General features: G+C 73.3%; 17 protein-coding genes. 8 read left to right on the top strand and 9 right to left on the bottom strand.

Features of this window, described 5'->3' with window-relative positions; translation table 11 throughout:
* Positions 1–42 precede the first annotated feature (42 nt).
* Complete coding sequence (locus ACFW1A_RS07620; RefSeq protein ID WP_380405828.1) at positions 43–1,476, bottom strand: ABC transporter substrate-binding protein; 1,434 nt, start codon at positions 1,474–1,476, stop codon at positions 43–45.
* A 263-nt stretch (positions 1,477–1,739) separates the two neighbouring features.
* Between ACFW1A_RS07620 and ACFW1A_RS07615 the strand changes: the two genes are divergently transcribed.
* Together ACFW1A_RS07615 and ACFW1A_RS07610 are read left to right on the top strand one after the other, a co-directional pair.
* Positions 1,740–2,753, top strand: a complete 1,014-nt coding sequence (locus ACFW1A_RS07615) for a LacI family DNA-binding transcriptional regulator (protein WP_380405825.1) — start codon at positions 1,740–1,742, stop codon at positions 2,751–2,753.
* 232 nt (positions 2,754–2,985) lie between these two features.
* Positions 2,986–7,356, top strand: coding sequence for a discoidin domain-containing protein (locus tag ACFW1A_RS07610; protein ID WP_380405822.1), 4,371 nt, complete (start codon positions 2,986–2,988; stop codon positions 7,354–7,356).
* Between the two features lie 76 nt (positions 7,357–7,432).
* Here the strand turns inward: ACFW1A_RS07610 and lepB are convergent, their stop codons facing one another.
* Complete coding sequence (lepB, locus tag ACFW1A_RS07605; RefSeq protein WP_380405819.1) at positions 7,433–8,197, bottom strand: signal peptidase I; 765 nt, start codon at positions 8,195–8,197, stop codon at positions 7,433–7,435.
* A 130-nt stretch (positions 8,198–8,327) separates the two neighbouring features.
* A complete protein-coding gene (locus tag ACFW1A_RS07600) occupies positions 8,328–9,056 on the bottom strand; it encodes a hypothetical protein (protein ID WP_380405816.1) in 729 nt (242 codons plus the stop codon).
* 296 nt (positions 9,057–9,352) lie between these two features.
* On the opposite strand from ACFW1A_RS07600, the gene ACFW1A_RS07595 reads away from it, so the two are divergent.
* Positions 9,353–10,234: an SGNH/GDSL hydrolase family protein gene (locus tag ACFW1A_RS07595; RefSeq protein WP_380405813.1), complete on the top strand. Its 882-nt coding sequence runs from the start codon at positions 9,353–9,355 to the stop codon at positions 10,232–10,234.
* 25 nt (positions 10,235–10,259) lie between these two features.
* Here the strand turns inward: ACFW1A_RS07595 and ACFW1A_RS07590 are convergent, their stop codons facing one another.
* Both ACFW1A_RS07590 and ACFW1A_RS07585 read right to left on the bottom strand, forming a co-directional pair.
* Positions 10,260–11,708 carry an MFS transporter gene (locus ACFW1A_RS07590; RefSeq protein ID WP_380405810.1) on the bottom strand — a complete coding sequence of 483 codons (1,449 nt, stop codon included), beginning with the start codon at positions 11,706–11,708 and terminating at the stop codon, positions 10,260–10,262.
* A 201-nt stretch (positions 11,709–11,909) separates the two neighbouring features.
* Positions 11,910–12,650 (bottom strand): SDR family oxidoreductase, encoded by a 741-nt coding sequence (locus tag ACFW1A_RS07585; protein WP_380405807.1) that lies wholly within the window; start codon positions 12,648–12,650, stop codon positions 11,910–11,912.
* Positions 12,651–12,748: 98 nt separating this feature from the next.
* On the opposite strand from ACFW1A_RS07585, the gene ACFW1A_RS07580 reads away from it, so the two are divergent.
* Positions 12,749–13,135 (top strand): MerR family transcriptional regulator, encoded by a 387-nt coding sequence (locus tag ACFW1A_RS07580; RefSeq protein WP_380405804.1) that lies wholly within the window; start codon positions 12,749–12,751, stop codon positions 13,133–13,135.
* A 107-nt stretch (positions 13,136–13,242) separates the two neighbouring features.
* On the top strand, positions 13,243–13,755 hold the full coding sequence (locus tag ACFW1A_RS07575; RefSeq protein WP_380405802.1) for an SsgA family sporulation/cell division regulator: 513 nt from the start codon (positions 13,243–13,245) through the stop codon (positions 13,753–13,755).
* 31 nt (positions 13,756–13,786) lie between these two features.
* Here the strand turns inward: ACFW1A_RS07575 and ACFW1A_RS07570 are convergent, their stop codons facing one another.
* Positions 13,787–14,062 carry a hypothetical protein gene (locus ACFW1A_RS07570; protein ID WP_380405799.1) on the bottom strand — a complete coding sequence of 92 codons (276 nt, stop codon included), beginning with the start codon at positions 14,060–14,062 and terminating at the stop codon, positions 13,787–13,789.
* Positions 14,063–14,225: 163 nt separating this feature from the next.
* Here ACFW1A_RS07570 and ACFW1A_RS07565 point away from each other — a divergent pair, with 163 nt between their 5' ends.
* Positions 14,226–15,047 carry a hypothetical protein gene (locus tag ACFW1A_RS07565; RefSeq protein ID WP_380405796.1) on the top strand — a complete coding sequence of 274 codons (822 nt, stop codon included), beginning with the start codon at positions 14,226–14,228 and terminating at the stop codon, positions 15,045–15,047.
* A 151-nt stretch (positions 15,048–15,198) separates the two neighbouring features.
* Here the strand turns inward: ACFW1A_RS07565 and ACFW1A_RS07560 are convergent, their stop codons facing one another.
* The 3 genes from ACFW1A_RS07560 to ACFW1A_RS07550 form a co-directional block, all read right to left on the bottom strand.
* Positions 15,199–16,401: an FAD-dependent monooxygenase gene (locus ACFW1A_RS07560; protein WP_380405793.1), complete on the bottom strand. Its 1,203-nt coding sequence runs from the start codon at positions 16,399–16,401 to the stop codon at positions 15,199–15,201.
* 196 nt (positions 16,402–16,597) lie between these two features.
* A complete protein-coding gene (locus ACFW1A_RS07555; RefSeq protein WP_380405790.1) occupies positions 16,598–17,431 on the bottom strand; it encodes an SDR family oxidoreductase in 834 nt (277 codons plus the stop codon).
* Positions 17,432–17,507: 76 nt separating this feature from the next.
* Positions 17,508–18,155, bottom strand: coding sequence for a lysophospholipid acyltransferase family protein (locus ACFW1A_RS07550; protein WP_380405787.1), 648 nt, complete (start codon positions 18,153–18,155; stop codon positions 17,508–17,510).
* A 249-nt stretch (positions 18,156–18,404) separates the two neighbouring features.
* Here ACFW1A_RS07550 and ACFW1A_RS07545 point away from each other — a divergent pair, with 249 nt between their 5' ends.
* Together ACFW1A_RS07545 and ACFW1A_RS07540 are read left to right on the top strand one after the other, a co-directional pair.
* Positions 18,405–22,121, top strand: a complete 3,717-nt coding sequence (locus ACFW1A_RS07545) for a choice-of-anchor D domain-containing protein (protein WP_380405784.1) — start codon at positions 18,405–18,407, stop codon at positions 22,119–22,121.
* Between the two features lie 42 nt (positions 22,122–22,163).
* Complete coding sequence (locus tag ACFW1A_RS07540) at positions 22,164–22,673, top strand: hypothetical protein (RefSeq protein WP_380405781.1); 510 nt, start codon at positions 22,164–22,166, stop codon at positions 22,671–22,673.
* Positions 22,674–22,793: the final 120 nt, after the last annotated feature.

Raw genomic sequence — 22,793 nt, 5'->3', positions numbered from 1 at the left:
CCCGGCCGGGCCGGGTGCTGTGCACGGCCCGGCCGGGGGCGGTCACTGGTTGGCCAGGATCTTGTTGGCCTGGGACTCGGCGGTGGACAGCAGGCTGTCGACGTTGGCGTTCGGGTCGGTCAGCGCACCGGACATCGCGGAGTCGAGCACCTTGTAGAGCTGCTGGGCGGCCGGCGGCTCGTTCACCGAGGTGGTCGGGTTCTTCACGTAGGGGTCGTAGTTGGACAGCGGCAGGTTGCCGTTGGTCTTCAGCGAGGTGGTGATGGCCTGGATCTGCGGCGAGTCGGCGGACCAGAAGTAGGGCTGCGGGACCGAGATGGCCACCGGGTCCTTGCTGGAGCCGGCCAGCGTCTTGGACCGGGCGAAGTTGAACTGGCCCTGGTCCGGGGTCAGGTACTCGAAGTCGATCCAGGCGATCTCCGCCTTGATCTGGTTGGGGGTCTGCCCCTTCTTGAAGTAGTAGAGGTCGCCACCGCCGAGGCTGGAGGCCGGGCCGCTGGCACCGGGCATCGCGCCGACGCCGAAGGCGTCCTTGTTCGCGCCGAGCACCTCGATCAGGCGCTTGACCACGTCGGGAGCGCCGATGAACATGCCGACCTTGCCGGTGGCCAGCGGCGGGAAGGCGTCGGCCCACTGGGTGATCGGCGCGGCGGCGATGCTCTGGTCGGTGAACCGCATGTCGTGCAGCCGCTGCAGGACCTGCTTGCCCTGCGGGGAGTTGAAGGCGGCCTTGGTGCCGTCGTCGTTCACCATCTTGCCGCCGAGGCTGTACAGCTCCGAGGTGAAGTGCCAACCGCCGGTGTTGCCGCCGCTGTAGTCCTCGTAGCCGGTGACGCCGTTGCCGAGCGCGGCGATCTTCTTGGCGTCGGCCTGCAGCTCGTCCCAGGTGGTCGGCGGCTTGTCCGGGTCCAGGCCGGCCTGCTTGAACAGGTCGCGGTTGTAGACCAGGCCGGTGCTGTAGTAGTTGATCGGCAGCGCGTACACCTTGTTGTCGGCGCTGATGTTCTGCTTGACGCTGGTCAGCATGCTGGAGTAGCCGGGGACCGTCTGGTCGTTGACGTAGCCGCTGATGTCCACCGCGTCGGCGGAGTTGAGCGTCTGCTCGCGGTCGGTGAAGTACGCGTGGAACGCGCCGGTCTCGTCGTGCGCCTTGTACTCGGCGGTCTGCTGGGCCGGGACCTCGCACTGGCCGACGTAGGGCTTCGCGTTGATCGTGACGTTGGGGTACTTGACCTTGAAGAGTGCGATGTCGTCGGCGTAGTTGGCCTTGCCGGCCGCCTGGTCCGCGCCGGGGGCGCAGTCGATCGAGATCGTGACGGTGGCGTTCGGGTCGAGCGGCTTGCCGTCCGCGACCCCGTCGGCGGCGTTGCCGGACGGCTTGCCGCTCGACGAGCTGCTGCCGCAGGCCGCCGTGCCCAGGAGCATCCCCGCCGCGAGGGCGACTGCGGCGAATCTTCGCGAAGCGTTCTGGTTCATGCGTGGGACCCCATGTCGTGGTGCGAGGTGGATGGCGCGGGAGCGGGCCGGGACGGACGGCGGGTGACGCGGTGCTTGCCACAACCGCGACGTCCTTCGGTAACGCGGCCGACATCCGGCGTGTGGAGAACGTAGGCCGGGAAACGAGAGATTGCAAGAGCTCGACACAAAGCCGCAAAGACACGACTTCATTACGGCGGTCACGGGCGAGGAGCCGCGCGACCGGTCCCGCCGCTTGCTGGGGCCTGCTCTACTCTTGCGCCATGAAGAGCAGACTCGCCGAGGTGGCGCAGAAGGTCGGGGTCAGCGAGGCCACGGTGAGCCGGGTCCTCAACGGGCGCCCCGGGGTGGCCGAGAGCACCCGCAACGCGGTGCTCACCGCGCTCGACGTGCTCGGCTACGAGCGCCCCACCCAGCTGCGCGGCGAGCGGGCCCGGCTGATCGGCCTGGTGCTGCCCGAGCTGCAGAACCCGATCTTCCCGGCGCTGGCCGAGGTGGTCGGCGGGGCGCTGGCCCAGCGCGGCTTCACCCCGGTGCTCTGCACCCGCACGGCCGGCGGCCTGTCCGAGGCGGACTACGTCACGATGCTGCTCGAACAGCAGGTCTCCGGCGTGGTCTTCGCGGGCGGCCACTTCGCCGAGGCGGACGCCCCGCACGAGCACTACGAGCAGTTGCGCGAGCGCGGCGTGCCGGTGGTGGTGCTCAACGCGGCCGTCGACCACCTGGGCTTCCCGCAGGTCGCCACGGACGACGCGGTCGCGGTGGAGCAGGCCTTCAGCCACCTGGCCGCGCTCGGGCACGAGCGGATCGGCATGATCGTCGGCCCGGCCGACCACATCCCCTCGCGCCGCAAGCTGGCGGCCTTCGCCCAGCAGTACCGGCGACTGGGCCGCGAGGTGGCGCCCGAGTGGATCGCGCACGCCCTGTTCGCCCTGGAGGGCGGGCGGGCCGCGGCCAGCCGGATGATCCAGGCCGGCGTCACCGGGATCATCTGCGGCAGCGACCCGCTGGCGCTGGGCGCGATCCGGGCCGCCCGGCGGGCCGACCTGTCCGTCCCCGGCGACGTCTCGGTGGTCGGCTTCGACGACTCGGCCTTCATGAACTGCACCGAACCGCCGCTGACCACGGTCCGCCAGCCGATCGAGGCGCTCGGCCGGGCCGCGGTCGCCCTGCTGATGCGTCAGGTCGAGGGCGCCGAGGTCAGCCCCGAGGAGCTGCTCTTCGAGCCGGAGCTGGTGGTGCGCGGCTCCACCGGTCCCGCGCGCGGCAGCATCTGACACGCCGTCGCCCGGACCACCCCAGTGCCCTGTCGCACACCTGCGACAGGGCACTGGCATGTGCGCGCACCCCATTGACTCCCTCGACAAGGCTCTGTAACTTCCTCGCAAAGCTGTGGAAATCCGCGTCAGACTTCGGTCTGTCTGGCGATGGACGACCGTCAGCTGTCCGCGAGGGAGCCCGGGTCAGGGGCGGCTCGCCTCGGCATCCGTGGGATAGGAACCGAGGGACATGAGTACAGTGCAGTCAACGCCGGCACCGCGGCAGCCGCGCAGATCAGCGCCGCCCGGCCCGGCCCGAACCAACCCCACCACCCGAACGCCCCGGCTCCGGGAGCTCGTCGCCGCACTGCTCGCAGTGCTGGCGCTGTGCGTCTCGGTCCTGGGCACCACCGCCGGGCCGGCCACCGCGGCCGCCACCAACCTGGCGCTGGGCAAGACCGCCACCACCTCCAGCAGCAACGGCCAGTACGTCGCCGGCAACCTCAACGACGGCTCGCAGAGCAGCTACTGGGAGAGCGCCAACGGCACCTTCCCGCAGTGGGCGCAGATCGACCTCGGCGCGACCGCCTCGGTCAACCAGGTCGTGCTGAAGCTGCCGACCTCCTGGAGCGCGCGCTCGCAGACCCTGTCGGTGCAGGGCAGCACCGACGGCAGCAACTTCGCCACCATCACCGCCTCCAGCAGCTACACCTTCGACCCGGCCTCCGCCAACACCGTGTCGATCAACTTCGGTGCCACCAGCACCCGGTACCTGCGGGTCAACATCACCGCCAACAGCGGCTGGAGCGCCGCCCAGCTCTCCGAGTTCGAGGTCTACGGGGCCACCGCCTCCACCACCAACCTCGCGCTCGGCAAGACCATGAGCGACTCCGGCCACAACCAGAACTACGTGGCCGCCAACGCCAACGACGGTGACGCGAACACCTACTGGGAGTCCGCCAACAACGCCTTCCCGCAGTGGCTCAAGGTGGACCTCGGCGCCTCCGTCGCGGTGAACCAGGTGGTGCTCAAGCTGCCGCCGAGCACCTCGTGGAACGCGCGCACCCAGACCCTGGCCGTGCAGGGCAGCACCGACGGCACCAGCTTCACCGACCTGGTTCCCTCGGCCGGCTACACCTTCGACCCGGCCACCGGAAACACCGTCACCATCAACTTCGGCCAGGCGACCACCCGTTACCTGCGGCTGAACGTCACCGCCAACACCGCCTGGCCCGCTGCCCAGCTCTCCGAGTTCGAGGTCTACGGCCCGAGCAACGCGGTGCAGCCGCCGAACGCACCCACCAACCTGGCCTACACCCAGAGCGCGGGCGGCGCGGTCACCCTGACCTGGACCGCCTCCACCAGCACGGGCGTGGCCGGCTACGACATCTACGCCAACAACGCGCTGCTCACCTCGGTCCCGGCCAGCGCGACCAGCTACACCGACAACCCGGCCAGCACCGCCACGGTGACCTACTTCGTCCGGGCCAAGGACGCGGCCGGCAACCAGTCCGGCAACAGCAACAGCGTGACCCGCACCGGCTCGCAGGCCACCGCGCCGACCGCGCCGAGCAACCTCGCCTACACCCAGCCGGCCTCCGGGCAGGTCAAGCTGACCTGGTCGGCCTCCTCCGACGCGGTCGGCGTGACCGGCTACAACGTCTACCGCAACAACACCAAGCTGGCCTCGGTCAGCGGCAGCACGCTCAGCTACACCGACGCGGTGGCCGACACCCAGACGGTCTCCTACTACGTGACGGCGACCAACGCCGCCGGCCTGGAGTCCGCGCAGTCCAACACCGTCACCCGCACCGGCTCGGGCGGGTCCTCGACCAACCTGGCCCTGCACAAGCCGGTCGACGGCACCGCCAACACCTACACCTTCGCCCCCGCCAACGCGAACGACGGGGACACCACCACCTACTTCGAGGGCGCCTCCTACCCCTCGCAGGTGACCGTCCACCTGGGCGCCGACGCGGACCTCAGCTCGGTCAAGGTCAAGCTCAACCCGGCCTCGGCCTGGGGGGCGCGCACCCAGACCATCGCGGTGCTCGGCCGTGGGCAGAGCTCCTCGACCTTCAGCACCCTGGTCGCCGCCCAGTTGTACTCCTTCGACCCGAGCGCCAACCAGAACACCGTCACCATCCCGGTCAGCGGCCGGATGGCCGACATCGAGCTCTCCATCACCGCCAACAGCGGTGCGCCCGGCGGCCAGGTCGCCGAGTTCGAGGTCTACGGCACCCCGGCCCCCAACCCGGACCTGAGCGTCGCCTCCAGCTCCTGGAGCCCGGCCTCCCCGGTCGAGACCGACTCGATCACCGCCTCCGCCGTGGTGAAGAACGGTGGCACCGCCCCCTCAGTTGCCACCGACGTCAACTTCTACCTCGGCAGCACCAAGGTCGGCTCCACCACGGTCGGCGCGCTGGCCCCCGGTGCCACCCAGACGGTCTCCGCCGTGATCGGCACCCAGACCGCCGGCAGCTACCAGCTCACCACCAAGGTCGACGAGTCGAAGAAGAACTTCAACCTGACCGCCGACCAGAACTACACCAACAGCACCGCCCTGGTGGTCGCCCCGGTGCAGTCCGCCGACCTGGTCGGCACGCTGAACTGGACCCCGAGCACCCCGGCGGCCGGCAACTCGGTCACCTTCACCGCCACGGTGAAGAACCAGGGCACCATCGCCACCACCTCGGGCAGCCACGGGATCACGCTGACCCTGCTGGACGCCAACGGCGCCACGGTCACCACGCTGACCGGCTCGGTGAGCGGCGCGATCGCGGCCGGCGCCACCGCGGCCCCGGTCACCCTCGGCTCCTGGACGGCCGTCAACGGCAAGTACACCGCGCACCTGGTGCTCGCCGCCGACGCCAACGAGCTGCCGATCAAGCAGTCCCACCTGACCAGCGACACCCCGGTGTTCGTCGGCCAGGGCGCCAACATGCCCTACGACTCCTACAAGTCCACCGACGGCACCCTCGGCGGTTCGGCCGCCGTGGTCGGCCCCAACCGCACCATCGGCGACATCGCCGGCGAGGCCACCCAGCGCAAGGCCGTGACCCTGAACAACACGGGCGACTCGGTGAGCTGGACCTCGCGCGAGTCGAGCAACACCTTCGTGCTGCGCTACTCGATCCCGGACGCGGCGGGCGGCGGCGGCACCAGCGCCACCCTCGACCTGTACGCGAACGGCCAGTTGGTCCAGCCGCTCAACCTGTCCTCGCACTACGCCTGGCTGTACGGCTCGGAGACCAGCCCGGGCAAGAGCCCGAGCGCCGGCGGGCCCCGGCACATCTACGACGAGTCCAGCTTCCTGCTGAACCAGTCGTACCCGACCGGCACCGTCTTCACCCTGAAGAAGGACTCCGCCAACTCCTCGCAGTACGCGATCGACTTCATGAACCTGGAGCAGGCCACCCAGGTGGCCAACCCGGACCCGGCCCACCTGGTGGTCCCGGCCGGCTTCGCCCAGCAGGACGTGCAGAACGCCCTGGACAAGGTGCGGATGGACACCACCGGCACGCTGACCGGTGTCTACCTGCCCGCCGGTCAGTACGCGGTCACCGGCCGCCTGACCGTCTACGGCAAGCCGGTCAAGGTGGTCGGCGCCGGCGTCTGGTACAGCCAGTTCGTCGCGCCGCAGAGCCAGACCGACACCGACACCGGCTGGGACCTGCAGTCCGGCGCCTCCGGCTCGACCTTCACCGGGTTCGCCTGGTTCGGCAACTACAACACCCGCCAGGACGGCCCCGGCCACACCTGGGACCTGCGCAACCAGTCCAACATCACCATCGACAACGTGTGGATCGAGCACAACGTGGTCGGCGTCTGGGGCTCGTCGAACGTGCAGAACTCGACGTTCACCAACATGCGCATCCGCGACACCATGGCGGACGGGATCAACCTCACCAACGGCAGCCAGGGCAACCTGATCTCCAACGACGAGGCCCGCAGCACCGGTGACGACAGCTTCGCGCTGTTCGCGGCCCAGGACCAGAACCCGGGCAGCAAGCTGGAGAACAACACCATCCAGAACGTCACCTCGATGACCCCCTGGCGGGCGGCGGGCGTGGCGATCTACGGCGGTGGCGGCAACACCGTGCAGAACTTCACGGTCTCCGACACCCTCTGCTACTCGGGCCTGACCATCTCGTCGCTGAACTTCGGCTTCGCGTTCGAGGGCTTCGAGTCCACCCCGCAGACCACCATCCGCAACTTCACCCTGGCGCGGGACGGCGGCCACTTCTGGGGCAGCCAGGTGTTCGGCGCGATCTGGGCCTTCTCGGCCACCCAGCCGTTCCAGGGCATCCGGGTCAGCGACGCGAGCATCACCGACCCGACCTACAGCGGCATCATGTTCCAGACCGACTACTCGGGCGGCACCGCGCTCAACCCGGTGACGGACACCGTCTTCACCAACACCACCATCACCGGTGCGCACGCCCTCAACGACGCCTACGGCACCGGGAAGTCCGGCTACGGCATCTGGGCCAACCCGCTGCCCGAGTCGGGCCAGGGCCCGGCGGTCGGCTCGGCCACCTTCAACCACCTGGTGGAGAACAACAACGACGTGAACATCCAGAACACCACCTCCACCTTCACCGTCACCGTCAACCCGTAACCCGACCCCGCACGCAGTCCGGCGCGGCCCCCTTCCGGGGGTCGCGCCGGACCCGTTCGCGGGGTCGGTCGGGCGGTCAGCGCGCCCCGCCGTTCAGCCCGGGCCGGTCGAAGGTGGCCGGCACCGGGAGCGTGGCCCAGTGCGGCAGCGGCCAGGCGACCGCGAAGGCGCGCCCGATCACGTTCTTCACCGGGACGAACCCGCCGTCCGGATCGTCCGTGTGGTAGCGCGAGTCGGCCGAGTCGTTGCGGTGGTCGCCCATCACCCACAGCTTGCCCGCGGGCACCTTGACCGTCCCCACCGGGTGGTCCCCGCACGGCGTCGCCCCGGGGTAGAGGTAGGGCTCGTCCAGCGCCACCCCGTTGACCCGGACCGGCGCGCCGGCCTCGCAGTCCACGGTGTCGCCGCCGACCGCGATCACCCGCTTGATCAGGTCCTTCTCGTCCGCCGCCGGGGCCAGGCCGACGAAACTCAGCACCTTCTGCAGGTCGTTGGACTTCGGGGTCGGCTCGTCCCGCAGCCAGTCGCCCGGGTCCCGGAACACCACCACGTCCCCGCGCTCGGGCTGGGCCCCGAACCAGGGCGTGAACTTGTCCACCAGCACCCGGTCGCCCACCTGCAGCGTGTTCTCCATCGAGCCCGAGGGGATCGAGAACGCCTGCACGAAGAAGGTCTTGATGCCCAGCGCCAGCACCAGGGCCACCGCCACCAGCACCAGCACCTCCTGCCACCACGGCCGCTTCGTCCGCACCCGCCCGGCCCGGCCCCGGCGCCGCCCCGGCTGCCGCCCCGGGCCGCTGTGCCGGTCCTCGTCCGCCGCGATCCCCAGCCCAGCACTCATGGCGGGCTCCCCTCCGTGCCGTCCCCGTATCGGTCGCGTCGAGTATCCCGGGGCAGCCGTTCGTTGACGGTAAGGATCACCGCCGCCGGACCGGCCCGCAGGTCCGCCGGCGGGCCGGGCCGCTGATCGCCTACGGTGCGGCCGGTGCCGCCGGGGCGACGGCTGGGTGGCTGAACGCGCCGTTGGTGGCGGCGAGTTCGACGGCGGCTGCGGTCCAGGCGGCGCCGAACGCCCAAGTGGCGAGCCATTCGCAGAGGTAGACCGGGTGGACCGTCCAGTCGGCGCCGAGGTGGGTCAGCGAGGCGACCACGGCCAGCACCAGGAAGAGCGGGATGAGCAGACCCGCCGTCAGGTAGCCGCGGGCCACCCACGGGCGCCGGGCGTAGTGCGGGTCGCGGAACGAGACGATCGAGAACAGCGCCAGCACCAGGTAGACCAGCGCGGCCAGCACCAGGTGGACCACCCCGACGGCGGACCGGAAGGCGGTCGCGTGCACGGGCGCGGTCGGGCAGAGCGCCACGCCGACCGCGCACACCCCGGCGGCCGTGCTCCACCGGTCGTCCCGGCGGTCGAACCGGTAGCAGATCAGGAACACCCCGAGGGCGCACAGGCTGCCGACGAAGACGTTGCGGGTGCTCGTGTAGTAGGAACCGCTCATCGAGACCGGCCAGACGCCGCTGGTGCCCAGCCCCCGGAACTCGGCGAACAGCCAGTTCCCGAACGGGAGCACGACCGGGAGCAGGATGCCGATCAGGCCGACCCCCAGGCGCAGGAAGGTGACGGTCCGTTCGTCCTGCGGATCGGAGCCGGTGTCTGAGTCGCGGGTCGGGGTTCTGCCGGTACGCCAGGTGGGGATCACGGACGCCTCCTCGCACTTCACTGCCGCTGTTGTACCCGTTTCCCCCCAGGGGTCCAACCACCGGATCGGGCGGTTTCGCCGGCGCAACCCCAGCCGCCCCCGCCGCTCGATCCGCAGTCGAGCGGGCCTCAGGTCACCTTGGTGACAAATCGTGTCATGGCCATTGACCCCACTGCGAACCAGTGGGTAACTTCCCGGCCAGTAACTTCGCGGAAACATGTCCGGCCCGCCCCCACGGTCCGGTCTGTCCACTGTCCCTTGGCACAGCCCCCACCCCTGGTTTCAAGGAGACCCGCATGTCCCTGCGCGCGCGCACCCGCCGCCTGGCCGCCACCGTGGTGGCCGCCGTCACCCTGGCCGGCCCGCTCCTCGTGCTCCCGGCCCAGGCCCACGCCGACGCCCCGCTCGACTACGTCGCCCTCGGCGACAGCTACAGCGCCGGCTCCGGCGTGCTGCCGCTCGACCTGAGCGCCCCGCTGGAGTGCGCCCGGTCCAGCGTCAACTACCCGCACGACCTGGCCGCCTCGGCCGGCCTGAACCTCACCGACGCCACCTGCGGCGGGGCCCAGACCAAGGACTTCGCCGGCTCCCAGTACCCCGGCGTGGCCCCGCAGTTGGACGCCCTCGACGTCGGCACCGACCTGGTCACGATGACCATCGGCGGCAACGACAGCAACACCTTCATCAACGCGATCCTGGCCTGCGGCTCGGCCGGCGTGGTCACCCTCGGCTTCGGGCACCCGTGCCAGAGCATCTACGGCTCCAGCTTCGACGACACCATCGACTCCACGACCTACCCGGCGATCCGCTCGGCGCTGGCCGCCGTCCGGGCCAAGGCGCCCAACGCGCGGGTGGCGATCCTCGGCTACCCGTGGATCGTGCCGGCCCAGGCGGTGTCCGGCTGCTTCGCCAAGATGCCGATCGCCTCCGGCGACATCCCGTACCTGCGCGACCTGGAGTCCCACCTGAACGCCGCCGTGCAGCGCGCGGCCGCCGACACCGGTGCCACCTACGTCGACATGTCGACCGCATCCGACGGCCACGACGCCTGCCAGCCGGTCGGCACCCGCTGGATCGAGCCGGTGCTCTGGGGCAGCAACTACGTGCCGGTCCACCCGAACGCGATCGGCGAGGCCGCGATGGCCGACCGGACCGCGGCGGCGCTCGGCCTCGGCTGAACCGGGGTGCGGCGGCGCGGCGCGGTCAGCCGCGCTGCCGCACGTCCGCCAGCGCGCAGCCCAGCGCACTGGCCTCGAAGCCCAGCGCCACCAGCACCCCGAGCTGGAACGCCCCCGCCCAACTGCCGCCGCTCGACAGGTGCGCGAAGAACACCGCGCCGACGCAGGCCACACCGCTCGCCGTGCCCAGCCGCTGCGCGGTCTGCAGCACCCCGCCCGCCGTGCCCGCCCGGGCCACCGGCACACTGGCCAGCGCCAGGCTCTGGTTCGGCGCGATCACCAGCCCCGAGCCGATCCCGGCCACCAGCAGCGGCGCGGCGGTCGCGTACCCCGCGCCGTGACCGGGCACCAGGTGCACGGCCAGCGCCGCCAGCGCCGTCCCGGTGAGCACCGTGACCAGCCCCGCGATGATCACCGTGCGCCCGTGCTCGCTGACCAGCCGGCCGCCCAGCGCCGCCGACACCGCCGAGCCGGCCGCGAACGGCGTGATCGCCGCCCCCGCCTCCAACGCGCTGTACCCGAGCCCGCGCTGGAGGTAGAGCGTGAAGATGAAGAAGATCGTGGTGAACCCGGCGAAGTAGAGCATCCCGAGCAGCGTGCCGAACCGGTAGGAGTGGATCCGGAACAGCGTCAGGTCCACCAGCGGCAGCCGGCAGCGCCGCTCCCAGCGCACGAACCCGGCCAGCAGCAGCAGGCCGAGCGGGATCAGCCCCCACTTCACCGCCCCCTTCCACTGCTGCGCCTGCACCAGCGGCAGCAGGACCGCCAGCAGCCCGGCGGCCAGCAGCGCCACCCCGACGACGTCGATCCGCGGCCGGGTGCCGCGGCTCAACAGCCGCCCGCCGTGCGGGATCAGCCGCAGCGCCAGCACGAAGGCCACCACCCCGATCGGCAGGTTGACGAAGAACACCCACCGCCAGCCGTCCTGGCTCCCGGCCGCGTTGATCAGCAGCCCGCCGGCCAGCGGACCGACCGCGGTGGCCAGGCCCACCGTGGTGCCGAAGTAGCCGAACGCCCGGGCCCGGGCCGGACCGCGGAACATCTCCTGGATCAGTCCGGAGATCTGCGGTCCGAGCAGCCCGCTGGCCACGCCCTGCACCAGCCGGGCGGCCACCAGCGCGGTCGCGGTCGGCGCCAGTCCGCAGGCGGCCGAGGTGACGGTGAAGCCGACCAGACCGGTCAGGAAGGCGGTGCGCCGGCCCCACAGGTCGCCCAGCAGGCCGGCCGGGATCAGGGTCAGACCGAAGGTGAGCGCGTAGCCGGAGAGCACCCAGGACAGGTCGGCCTCGCTCGCGCCCAGGCCGTGTTGGATCGAGGGCAGCGCGACGTTGACGATGGAGACGTCCAGCAGGGTCATGAAGCCGACCAGCAGGCAGACCGCCAACGCCTGCCAGCGCCGCCGCTCGGCGTTCCGCCCGGCCACCGGGTGCGCGCCGGCGGGGCCGTCGGTGTCGGCCTCCGTGGTCTCGTCCATCGCGCCGCCGCCTCCTCGCTCGGTCCTCGCCGTGGGGATCCTCCCGCACCGGCGGGCAGGCACGGGCGGGACGCGGCGGCAGGTCGGACCATTTCCCCGGACGGCTCAGGCGGGACCGCTCCGGGCGGCACCGGGTCGAGCCGTACCGGGTCGGGCGGCGCCGGGGCACAGCGGCCCCGGACCGGGTCGGGCCGTGCCGGCTCAGGCGGTGTAGCCGCCGTCCACCGCGAGGCCGGTCCCGGTGACGTACCGTCCGCCGGGGCCGGCCAGGTAGGCCACGGCGGCAGCGATGTCCTCGGCCTCGCCGTACCGGCCCAGCGCGGTGAGGCCGCGCTGGTCATCGGCGCTCTCGCCGTCGGCCGGGTTCATGTCGGTGTCGATCGGGCCCGGGTCCACCACGGTCGCGGTGATCCCGCGCGGGCCCAGCTCCCGGGCCAGGCCCCTGGTCAGACCGACCAGGGCGGACTTGGCCATCGCCTGCAGCACGAAGCCGGCCCCGGGCACCCGGCCGTTGAAGCAGGAGCCGATGCTGATGATCCGTCCGCCCGCGGCCATCCGCCGCGCGGCGGCCTGGGCGGTCAGGAAGACCGAGCGGACGTCCACCGCGAGCACCCGGTCCACCTCCTCGGCCGGGACCTCGGCCAGCGGACCGTGGGTGAGGAAGCCCGCGTTGTTCACCAGCACGTCGATCCGGCCCAGCTCCCGGACCGTCTGCTCGACCACCCGCTCGGCGGCCGACGGCTCGGCCAGGTCCGCCTGGATCAGCACTGCCCGGCCGCCCGCCGCCTCGATCTCCCCGGCCACCGCGCGGGCCCGGTCCGCCTCGCGCCGGTAGGTCAGCGCGACCGCCGCACCCTCCGCGGCCAGCCGCCTGGCCACCGCCGCCCCGATGCCGCGGCTGCCGCCGGTCACCAGTGCCACCTTGCCGGTCAGCTCACCCATGGCCGTCCCCTCCCTGGTTCGTGTGTGTTCGACGCACCCGCAGGGTAGAAGGTGACACTGGTGTCAGATTCAACCCGTGACCACCTGGGGGCGAGGACGTGCGGATCGGTGAACTGGCCCGGCGCAGCGGGGTGAGCGAGCGCTCGCTGCGCTACTACGAGGCCCAGGGGCTGCTGCGGGCGGAGCGCACCCCGGGCGGGCACCGGGAGTACGACGAGTGGGCGGTGGACCGGGTGGTGCGGATCCAGACCCTCTACGCGGCGGGCCTGAACAGCACGAAGATCGCTCTGCTGCTGCCCTGCCTGCGGGACGCGGACGGCGCCCCGAGCGAGTGCGCCACCCCGCAGCTGCTCGACGAGCTCGGCCGCGAGCGCGACCGGATCGACCGGCTGATCGGCGATCTGCTCCGCTCCCGGGAGGTCCTGGAGGAGGTCATCGACTCGGCCACGCCGTCGGTGTCACCAGCCGGGGGCTCGATCGTTTGACAGGGCATGTGGTCCGACACGGGTGCGCCAGGCACTCCTGAAGAATCGTTTCTGCCCAGGGTTCCGGCCTTCCCCGGCCCGATCGCCGTGCGCACCGGGGGGTCCGCGTGAACGACGAGGAACCGTTCGACGGCCCGTTCCCCGGCTTCCCCGGCCCGCACGGGGACGACGGCGCGGTCCCGCCGCAGCGCTGTGCCGGCACCGTCTGCACGGCGTACGTGCTGCTGGAGGCGATCGTCTCGCCCCACCTCGCCGTCCCGGTCCCGGCCCGGCTGCGCTACCGGTCGCACGACCCGTACACCGTCTACCTGGACAACCACATCGACCTGCCGCGCCCGGTCACCTGGGCGCTCTCCCGCGACGTGCTGCTCGGCGGCCTGCACGACTGGACCGGTCTGGGCGACGTCTCCGTCTTCCCCGGTCTCGGCACCGACGCCGACAGCGTCTTCGTCTCGCTGCGCGGCCAGGACACCGCCGCCCTGCTGCGCGCCCGCGCCGACGTGGTGCACGCCTTCCTGCGCTGGACGGCCTGCGTGGTCCCCCCGGGCCTGGAGTCGGAGCACTTCGACGTCGAGACCCTCCTGCACCGCCTGCGCGAAGCCGACCCGCCGGGCCCCTGAGGTCTGACCGGGCTCCTCGCTGCGGGCTGCCCTACGGCACGTCCCCCTCCCAGTACCAGCGCCGGCCGTCCGGGGTGGTGCCCGGGCCGTAGCGGGTGTGGCCACCGGGGCCGAAGCGGCCGATCTCGGTGGCCAGGGCGGCGCCCTCGTCGAGGGTGCGCGGGCTCCAGTCGGTGACGTCGAGCAGCAGGCCGTCCAGCGGGCCGGCCACCAGGATCCGGTAGGCCCGGCCGGGGCGGGGTCCCGGATCGGGGTCCTCGTGGTCCGCTCCGTACACCCGGCCGCGCATGAACTGCTCCTCGTCCATGACTGCCACCCTCGCAGCCGGCACTGACAATCCGTACTCCCACCAGATTCCGTCCCGCACCGTGTCACCCCGGGCCGCCCCCGACCCGTCCAGAGGGACAGAACCGCGACCGAGCGGTTCCGCATGGCCGGCGTGCGAAGCGACAACCGAAGGTGCGTCAGAAGTGAAGGACTTTCGCTCGGACCTGAGCGAGGAGCTCGCGTCCCAGGATCCACCACCGCTGGGCGGGCTGGTCCCGGCCGCGATCCGCGGCGGCCGACGGACCCGGCGGATCCGCCGGGCCGGCGGCCTCACCGGCTCGATGGCCGCCCTGACCGCGGCCGGCCTGCTGCTCGGCGGGCCGCTGTCGACGGCGGACCGCTCGACGGTCCCGGCGGCCGCGGCCGCGGCGCTCTCCGCAGGCCCGTCAGCCGCAGGCCCGTCGCCCGCAGGCCCGTCGCCCGCGTCCTCCCCTGGTGCCCGGTCGGCCGGGGCACCGGCCCCGGGCACCGTGCCGACCTCGCCCGAGGCCCTGCTGGCGGCGCTGCTGCACGCGCTGCCGACAGGTGGGACGACCGGCACCTACGCCGGTGAGGCCTCGTCGGGACCGGACTGGACGGTCGCCCAGACCTACCGGACCACCGCGGCCGGCACCGGGATGATCCGGGTCTTCCTGCACACCGCCGATCCGGACCGGGCGTGCGGCCCGTCCGACGGCTGCTTCCGGGACCGGCGCGGGCAGGCGGTCCGGGTCGAGCACGTCCCGGGCAACTGCATCGAGGACACGGTCGTCCTGGTCACCCACCCCGACGGCACGGAGGTGCAGCTCGACCTGAGCACCTGCCTGGCCTGGGACGGCAGGGCCAACCTGCCGGGCGTGCGGGCCCTCACCGAGGACCAGGCCGTCGAGGTGGCCGGTGATCCGGCGATCAGCCGGCTGATGACGCCGGCCCAGGGCGCGGCTGCCGCCCGGCAGTTCCCGCAGCTGCCCCGGCTGACCAGCTGAGGCGGCCCGGGCGGCCCCGCTCCGGCGGGGCCGCCCGGATCCCGTCGGAACGGGGCCGCCGGCACCGGCCGCCCTCAGGAGGTGGGTCGTCGCACCGGCCGCCGCGCGCAGATCGTCCGCCTGACCGGCCGCCGTCCGGAGAAGGTCCGCCTCACCGCCCCCCGCTGCCGTCCCGCCCCGCGTGCAGGGCCCGGGCCACCTGGTTCCCGACCCGGCCGCGCAGGCGGCGCAGCGCCGGCGACTCCTCGACCGCGCGGTTGGCCCAGTAGTACAGCTGCGGCGGCAGGTACGGCAGCAGCGGTGAGTGCCGCTGGCCCAGCAGCGCGAAGAACTGCTCGGGCTTGAGGCTGAGGTAGCGGCCGACGTTCTGGTACCAGCGTTCGCTGTACCGGGCCGCGCTCTGGGTGGCGAGCAGGGCGTGGCGGCGCTCGCGCTCGTAGTCGGCGAGCGCCTCGGGCACCGGGGTGCCGGGGCGGTCCAGGGCCGCGGCCAGGGCGAGCGCGTCCTCCAGGGCCAGGCTGGTGCCGGCGCCGATCGAGTAGTGGGTGGTGTGGGCCGCGTCGCCCAGCAGCACCACCTTGCCGTCCGACCAGCGCCGGTTGGTGACGGTGCGGAAGGTCTGCCAGCGCAGGCCGCCGGGGCCGGCCAGCAGCGGCTGCCCGTCCAGCGGCTCCGCGAACAGCTCGCCGAGCCGGGCCAGCCCCTCCGGTTCGCCGAGACGGTCCAGCTCCAGCCCGTGCCAGGTGGCCTCGGTGCACTCGACGACGCAGGTGCTGGTCCCGTCGTCGAACGGGTAGCCGTAGCACCAGACGTAGCCGTGCCGGGTCCGCTCGAAGGCGAAGGTGAAGGCGTCGAAGACCTTGCGGGTGCCGAGCCAGGCGTACCGGTTGCTGCCGTGGGCCACGGTGGGCCCGAACCGGCCGTGGCGCAGCGCGCTGTTGACCCCGTCGGCCGCCACCACCAGGTCGGCCGGGCCGACCTGGCCGGGCTCGCGCACCTCGCGCCGGTACTCGATCCGGACCCCGAGCTCGCGGGCCCGGTCGGCCAGCAGCTCCAGCAGCCGGTGCCGGCCGATGCCGAAGCCCTGGTCGCTGGGCCGGACCACCCGCTCGCCGCCCACGTGGGCCACGCCGTGCCGCCAGCTCACCGAGGCCTCCCGGATCGCCCGCGCGCTCACCGGGTCGGCCTCCTGGCACCGGTCCAGCAGCGCGGCCCAATAGGTCACGCCCCAGCCGTAGGTGGCTCCGGCGGGGTCGCGCTCCAGGACCGTGACCTCGTGACCGGGGTCGCGCAGCTTCATCAGGATCGAGAAGTACAGCCCGGCGGGGCCACCGCCGACACAGGTGATCCGCATCGCTCCACTGCTTTCCTCCGGTGACAGAGCATCAGAAGCTAGCAGCGGAACGGCTCCGAGCAGCGCAGACTGACGGAGCATCACTCGACTGTGCTACCCCGGTCACACCTGTTCGACGTCACCCGCCCGGCCGTCGGTCCGCCTCGACGTCAACCGCCCGGGCGTCAGTCCTCCTCGACGTCGGTCCGCCCAGGCGTCAGTCCTCCTCGGCGAGGGCGAAGGCGAACGCCTGGGCCGCCGACAGTTCGGCGCGGTCCGCGTCCACCGCCCCGTGCAGGAAGCCGTACGCGTCCTGACCGGCGGGCAGGCGCAGCGGCACCTCCTCGGCGGCCACCGCGCGCAGCACCAGCGCGGCGAACTCCTCGGGCTGGTTGATGCCCGGGATGGTGGCCATGGCGCGCAGCCCGGCCCGCATGGGGGCCAGCGCCTCCTGGTACTCCGGGCGCCGGTCGGCGGTCTCCGCCATCGCGGTGCCGTAGCTGGTGGCGAACCCGCCCGGCTCCACCACGGTGACCCGGATCCCGAACGGCGCCACCTCGGCCGCCAGCACCGCGCTCATCCCCTCCAGCGCGAACTTGCCCGCCACGTAGGCACCGAGGCCGGGGAACCCGACCCGCCCCGCGAGCGAGGACACGTTCACCACGTGCCCGCTGCGCTGGGCCCGCATCAGCGGCAGCGCCAGACGCGCCAGGCGCCACGGGGCGATCGTCAACAACTCCAGCTGGCCCCGGAGTTCCTCGTCGGAGACCTCCTCCACCGCGCCGTAGACGCCGGCCCCGGCGTTGTTCACCAGCACGTCCAGTCCGCCGAACCGCTCGGCGCACAGCCCGACGGCCGCGGCGCAGTCCGCCGGATCCAGCGCCTCCATCCGCACCGGCACCAACTGCTCCGGGTACTGCTCGGCCAGCCGCTCCAGCTCCGCCAGTCGCCGCCCGGTCGCCACCACCCGCTCCCCGGCGGCCAGCACGGCCCGCACCAGCGCCAGACCCAGCCCGGACGAACCACCGGTCACCAGCCAACGACGCGTCATCACGCGTACCCCCCTTCTCCGCCAGCCTCCCTACCCGGTCGGTCCGGTCCTCAACCGGCTTGTTCCGGAGGGCCGTTCAGCTCCGGCCGCGCCGCTCCACGGCCTCCTGCCAGGCGGCCGTCACGGCGTCCCGGACCTGGGTCCGGGCCTGCGCCAACTCCCCCGCCACCCGGACCGGCGCACCGAGGTGCACGTGGTAGTCCGGCCGCCGGAGCGGGGCGGTCAGCACCCCCGCGAGCTGCTTGGCGCCGCTGCCGGAACTCAGCCGGCGCGCCCCGACCTGACCCAGCGGCAGCACCGGCGCACCGGTGGCCAGCGCCAGCCGCGCCGGACCGCTGCGGAACTCCCCCGGCGCCCGCTCGCCCGAGTCCCGCCGGCGCGGCAGGCCCCCCTCCGCGTAGATCAGCACCGTGCGCCCGTCCCGCAGCGCCGCCGCGGCCTCGTCCAGCGCGTCCGCCGCCCGCTCGGTCCCGCGCCGCACCGGGATGCACCCCTCCCGGTCGAGCGCCGTGCGCAGCACGGGTATCCGCCACAGCCCGGCGGTGGCCAGCACGGCCGGCCGCACCCCCAGCCGGTGCAGCGCGGCCAGCACGATCGCCGGATCCGCCAACGAGGTGTGGTTCGCCGCGATGATCGCCCCCGCCGCCGCCCCCGCCGGCGCGGCCGTACTCACCCGCAACCGCCCGCACACCGGCACCACCGCAGCCGCCATCCGACCGAGCACCGCGCTCCTCCTCCACTCCCGGCATCCCGACGCCCCATCCTCCCGCCCGCCGGCCCGGGGCTCCCGACCAGGGGTGCCCGACCGAGCAGGGGTGCCCGACCGAGCAGAGGTGCCCGACCGAGCAGGAGCACCCGACCGAGCAGGAGCACCCGACCTCCGCATCCCCGCCGCACCCTTCCGGGTGACCCGCCCCGCGCGTCCGCGGCGACACGCCCCGACCCGACGGGCGGACAAGCCCACCATCACACCATGATCCGCGACCGCCGCCCAGCCGTCCGCCTGCGCCGCCGTCTCGCCCTGCTGGTGGGCGGGGCCCTGTTGGCCGGGGGGTGGACCGGGCTGACGGCAGGTCAACTCCCGGCCCGGGCCGACGAGGTCACCATCGACCAGGACACCCTGCGGACCGGGTGGGACGCGAACGAAGCCGGGCTGGGGCCGGCCCAGGTGTCGAGCTCGGACTTCGGGCAGCTGTTCAGCACGCCGGTCGACGGGCAGGTGTACGCGCAGCCGGTGATCAGCAACGGGACCGTGATCGTCGCCACCGAGAACGACCACGTGTACGGGATCGCGGAGGCCACCGGCGCCGTCACCTGGTCCCGCAGCTTCGGCGCCCCGTGGCCCGCCTCCGCGATCGGCTGCGGCGACCTGACGCCCAATCTGGGCGTCACCGCCACCCCCGTGGTGGACCCGGCCACCCACACCGTCTACCTGACCTCCGAGGTCAACGACGGGCCCGACACCGACCACCCGCACTGGTACCTGCACGCGCTGGACACCGCCACCGGCGCCGAGCGGGCCGGCTGGCCGGTGACGATCCAGGGCGCGCCGGTGAACGACCCGACCCGGCCGTTCAACCCGTACTCCGCGCACCAGCGTCCGGGCCTGCTGCTGATGGGCGGTTCGGTCTACGCGGGCTTCGGCTCGCACTGCGACCTGAGCAGCTACGTCGGCTACGTCGCGGGCGTCGACACCAGCACCCGCGCGCTCACCCTGTGGGCCACCGAGGACTCCTCCTCCAGTGCCAAGTCCGGCGTCTGGCAGGCCGGCGGCGGCCTGGTCTCGGACGGCCCCGGCCGGATCCTGTTCGCCACCGGGAACGGCGTCTCCCCGCCGCCCGGTCCCGGCACCCACCCGCCGGGCACCCAGTCCGAGTCGGTGGTCCGGCTGGGCGTCAACAGCGACGGCTCGCTCTCCGCCCAGGACTTCTTCAGCCCGGCCAACGCGCCCACCCTGGACGCGAACGACACCGACCTCGGCTCCGGCGGCCCGACCGCGCTGCCCGGCCCGGCCTTCGGCACCGCCGCCCACCCGCACCTGCTCACCCAGGTCGGCAAGGACGGGCGGATCTTCCTGCTCGACCGGGACAACCTCGGCGGCCGCTCGCAGGGCCCGGGCGGCACCGACGCCGTGCTCGGGGTGACCGGCCCGTACGAGGGGGTCTGGGGGCACCCGGCCGCGTTCGGCGGCACCAGCCCGTTCGTCTACACCATCGGCAGCCGCGGCCCGCTGCGCGCGCTGGCCTACGGCACCACCGGCAGCGGCCAGCCCGCGCTCAGCGCGGCCGGGGCCAGCGCGGAGACCTTCGGGTACAGCTCGGGCTCGCCGGTGGTCACCTCCACCGGCACCGACCCGCGCTCGGCGATCGTCTGGGCCGAGTACTCGGACGGCTCCAGCGGCGCCAACGGCCAGCTGCGCGCCTACGACGCCGTGCCGGTCAACGGCTCGATGCACCTGCGCTACTCCGCCCCGATCGGCACCGCCTCGAAGTTCGCCGTCCCCGCCACCGACAACGGCCGGGTCTTCGTCGGCACCCGGGACGGCCACCTGCTCGCCTTCGGCCGGCCGGCGGCCTCCGCGCTGACCGGCCGGCCGGTCGACTTCGGCAACGTCGCGGTGGGCGGCACCGGCGGTGCCACCGCGACCGTCACCGCCACCCGCGCCGTGACCATCACCGCGATCGGCGCCGCCGCGCCGTTCGGCGCCGCGCCCGCCGGACTGCCGGTCACCCTGGCGCAGGGCCAGTCCTACAGCGTGCTGGTCAGTTTCGCGCCGACCGCGCCCGGCGGCGCGATCGGCAACCTGACCATCACCACGACCACCGGCACCACCGGGCTCGGCCTGTCCGGCTACGGCACCCGGGCGGGCCTGACGCCGACCCCGGCCGCGCTCGACTTCGGCACGCTGCCCACCGGCACCACGGCGAGCCTGGGCGTGACCTTCACCAACACCGGCACCGCGACCGAGACCGTCTCCGGCACGGCGGCGCCGGGTGCGCCGTTCACCGCGAGCGGCCTGCCGGCGGCCGGCGCGCAGGTCCCGCCGCGCGGCTCGGTCACCGTCCAGGTGCAGTACGCGCCGACCGTCGCCGGCGACGACGCCGGGTCGCTGTCGGTCAGCAGCACCAGCGGCACCGCCTCGGTCCCGCTCAGCGGCTCCGCCGTGGTCGGCGAGGCGGTGCTCACCGTCAGCCCGGCCACCACCGACTTCGGCCCGGTCCGGGTCGGCCAGTCCGCCACCGCGAGCTTCGACGTCAGCAACACCGGCAACATCGCGCTGACCATCACCAAGGCCGCCCCGCCGACCGCGCCGTTCACCGTCAGCAATCCGATGAGCGAGGGTCAGGTGCTCGGCCCGGGCCAGGTGATCCACCAGAGCGTCACCGTGACGCCCACCGCGGTCGGCCCGATCACCGGGACGTACCAGATCACCTCGGACGACGGGCGCGGCCCGCAGAACGCCACGCTCACCGCCGCGGGCACCGCGCCGGCCGGCGGAGTGGTGCTGCCCACCCCCGGGGCGGGCGGCTGGCAGCTCAACGGGTCGGCCCAGCTCTCCGGCGACGACCTGATCCTCACCCAGGCGACCGCGTGGCAGGCCGGCTCCGCCGTCTTCCCGACCCCGGTGCTGACCAACGGGCTGAACGCCGCCTTCACCGCGGTGATCGGCGGCGGCACCGGTGCGGACGGGCAGACCTTCGCGCTGCTGGACCCGGCGGTCAACCGGCCCACCGCGCTCGGCTCGGCGGGCGGCGGCCTCGGCTGGTCCGGGCTGCCGGGCGTCGCGGTCACCCTGGACACCTGGAAGAACGCCACCGACCCCGCGAGCAACTTCGCCTCGATCGCGATCCGCGCCAGCGGCGACACGCTGACCTACGCGCAGACCGCCACCGCGATCCCGGACCTGCGCACCGGGGCGCACCAGGTCACGGTGGCGGTCTCCGGACAGACCGTCACGGTCACGCTGGACGGCGCCAAGGTGCTGCAGGCCCCGGCGAGCGGCCTGCCGCCCGCCGCCCTGGTGGCCTTCACCGGCGGGACGGGCAGCCACACCGACATCCACACCGTGCGCGGCGCCGCGGTCTCGGCCACCGGGTACGCGCTGGCCCCGCCGGGCCCCGCCGCGTGGGCCTTCAACGGCTCGGCCGCGATGTCCGGCAGCGACCTCGTGCTCACCGCCGCGCAGTCCAACCAGCGCGGCAGCGCCTTCGACCGCACCGCGGTCTCGGCCACCCGGCTGCACGCCCGGTTCACGGCGCAGATCGGCGGCGGGAACGGCGCGGACGGGCTGGCCTTCGTGCTGCTGGACGCCGCCAAGGCCGGGCCGACCGCGCTCGGCGGCGCGGGCGGCGGGCTCGGTTGGCTGGGCCTGCCGGGCCTGGCGGTGACCCTGGACACCTGGCAGAACACCGGTGACCCGTCGAGCAACTTCGTCGCGGTGGCGACCGGCAGCAGCGGGGGCCGGCTGCTCTACGCGGCCACCTCGACCGCGGTGCCGAACCTGCGGCAGGGCACCCACACGGTGGACGTGACGGCCACCGCGGCGGGCCACCTGCTGGTCGCCGTGGACGGCAAGCAGGTGATCGACACCCCGGTGGCGCTGCCCGCCAACGTGCTGGCCGGGTTCTCGGCCGCGACCGGCTGGGCGAACGACAGCCACCTCGTCCGCAACGTGACGATCAGTTACTGACAGACCGGCCACCGACACCCCGTCAGCTCCGGAGGCAGCGCGATGCGCAGCAGAGCAGTCACCCTCCTCGCCCTCGCGGCGAGCCTCGCCCTCGCCGGCTGCGCCCGGCCACCGGGCCCGGGCGCCTCGGCGGACCGGGTCGTCCCGGCCGCGCAGCAGGCGCCCGCGGCGGTGCCCGGCGCCGCGCCCTCGCCCGCACCGCTGACCGTGCAGGTCACGGACACCGACTCGCTGGGCCGGGTGCTCGCCGACCTCGGCGGGCTGACCCTCTACTTCAACACCACGGAGCAGGGCGGCACCGTCATGTGCGTGGACCCCTGCACCACGACCCGCCACCCGCTGCTGCACGACCCCGCCGTCGCGCTGCGGCTGCCGGACGGGCTGGCCGGCGCGCTGAGCCTGGTCACCCGCCCCGACGGCCAGCACCAGGTGGCCTACAACGGCTACCCGCTCTACACCTTCACCGGTGACCGGCAGCCCGGCGAGGTGCACGGGATCGCGCGGCCGTGGCGCGCCGTCCAACCGAGGAACGGCGCGCCGAGGACGCGGTGAACCGGTGGGGACCCCGGAACCAGCGCCGGGGACCCCCCCCGGGCTTGGGGAAGATCGGGTAAGCCCAGAGACCAGTTCTGCAGCGCCGATCCGGTGTCGGACTGCATGGTGACCAACGAC

This window comes from Kitasatospora sp. NPDC058965 (assembly GCF_042741245.1).
In the GTDB taxonomy this organism is placed as follows: Bacteria; Actinomycetota; Actinomycetes; order Streptomycetales; family Streptomycetaceae; genus Kitasatospora.
Note: the sequence above shows the minus strand (reverse complement) of the source record. Positions and strands in the feature narration are given on the sequence as shown.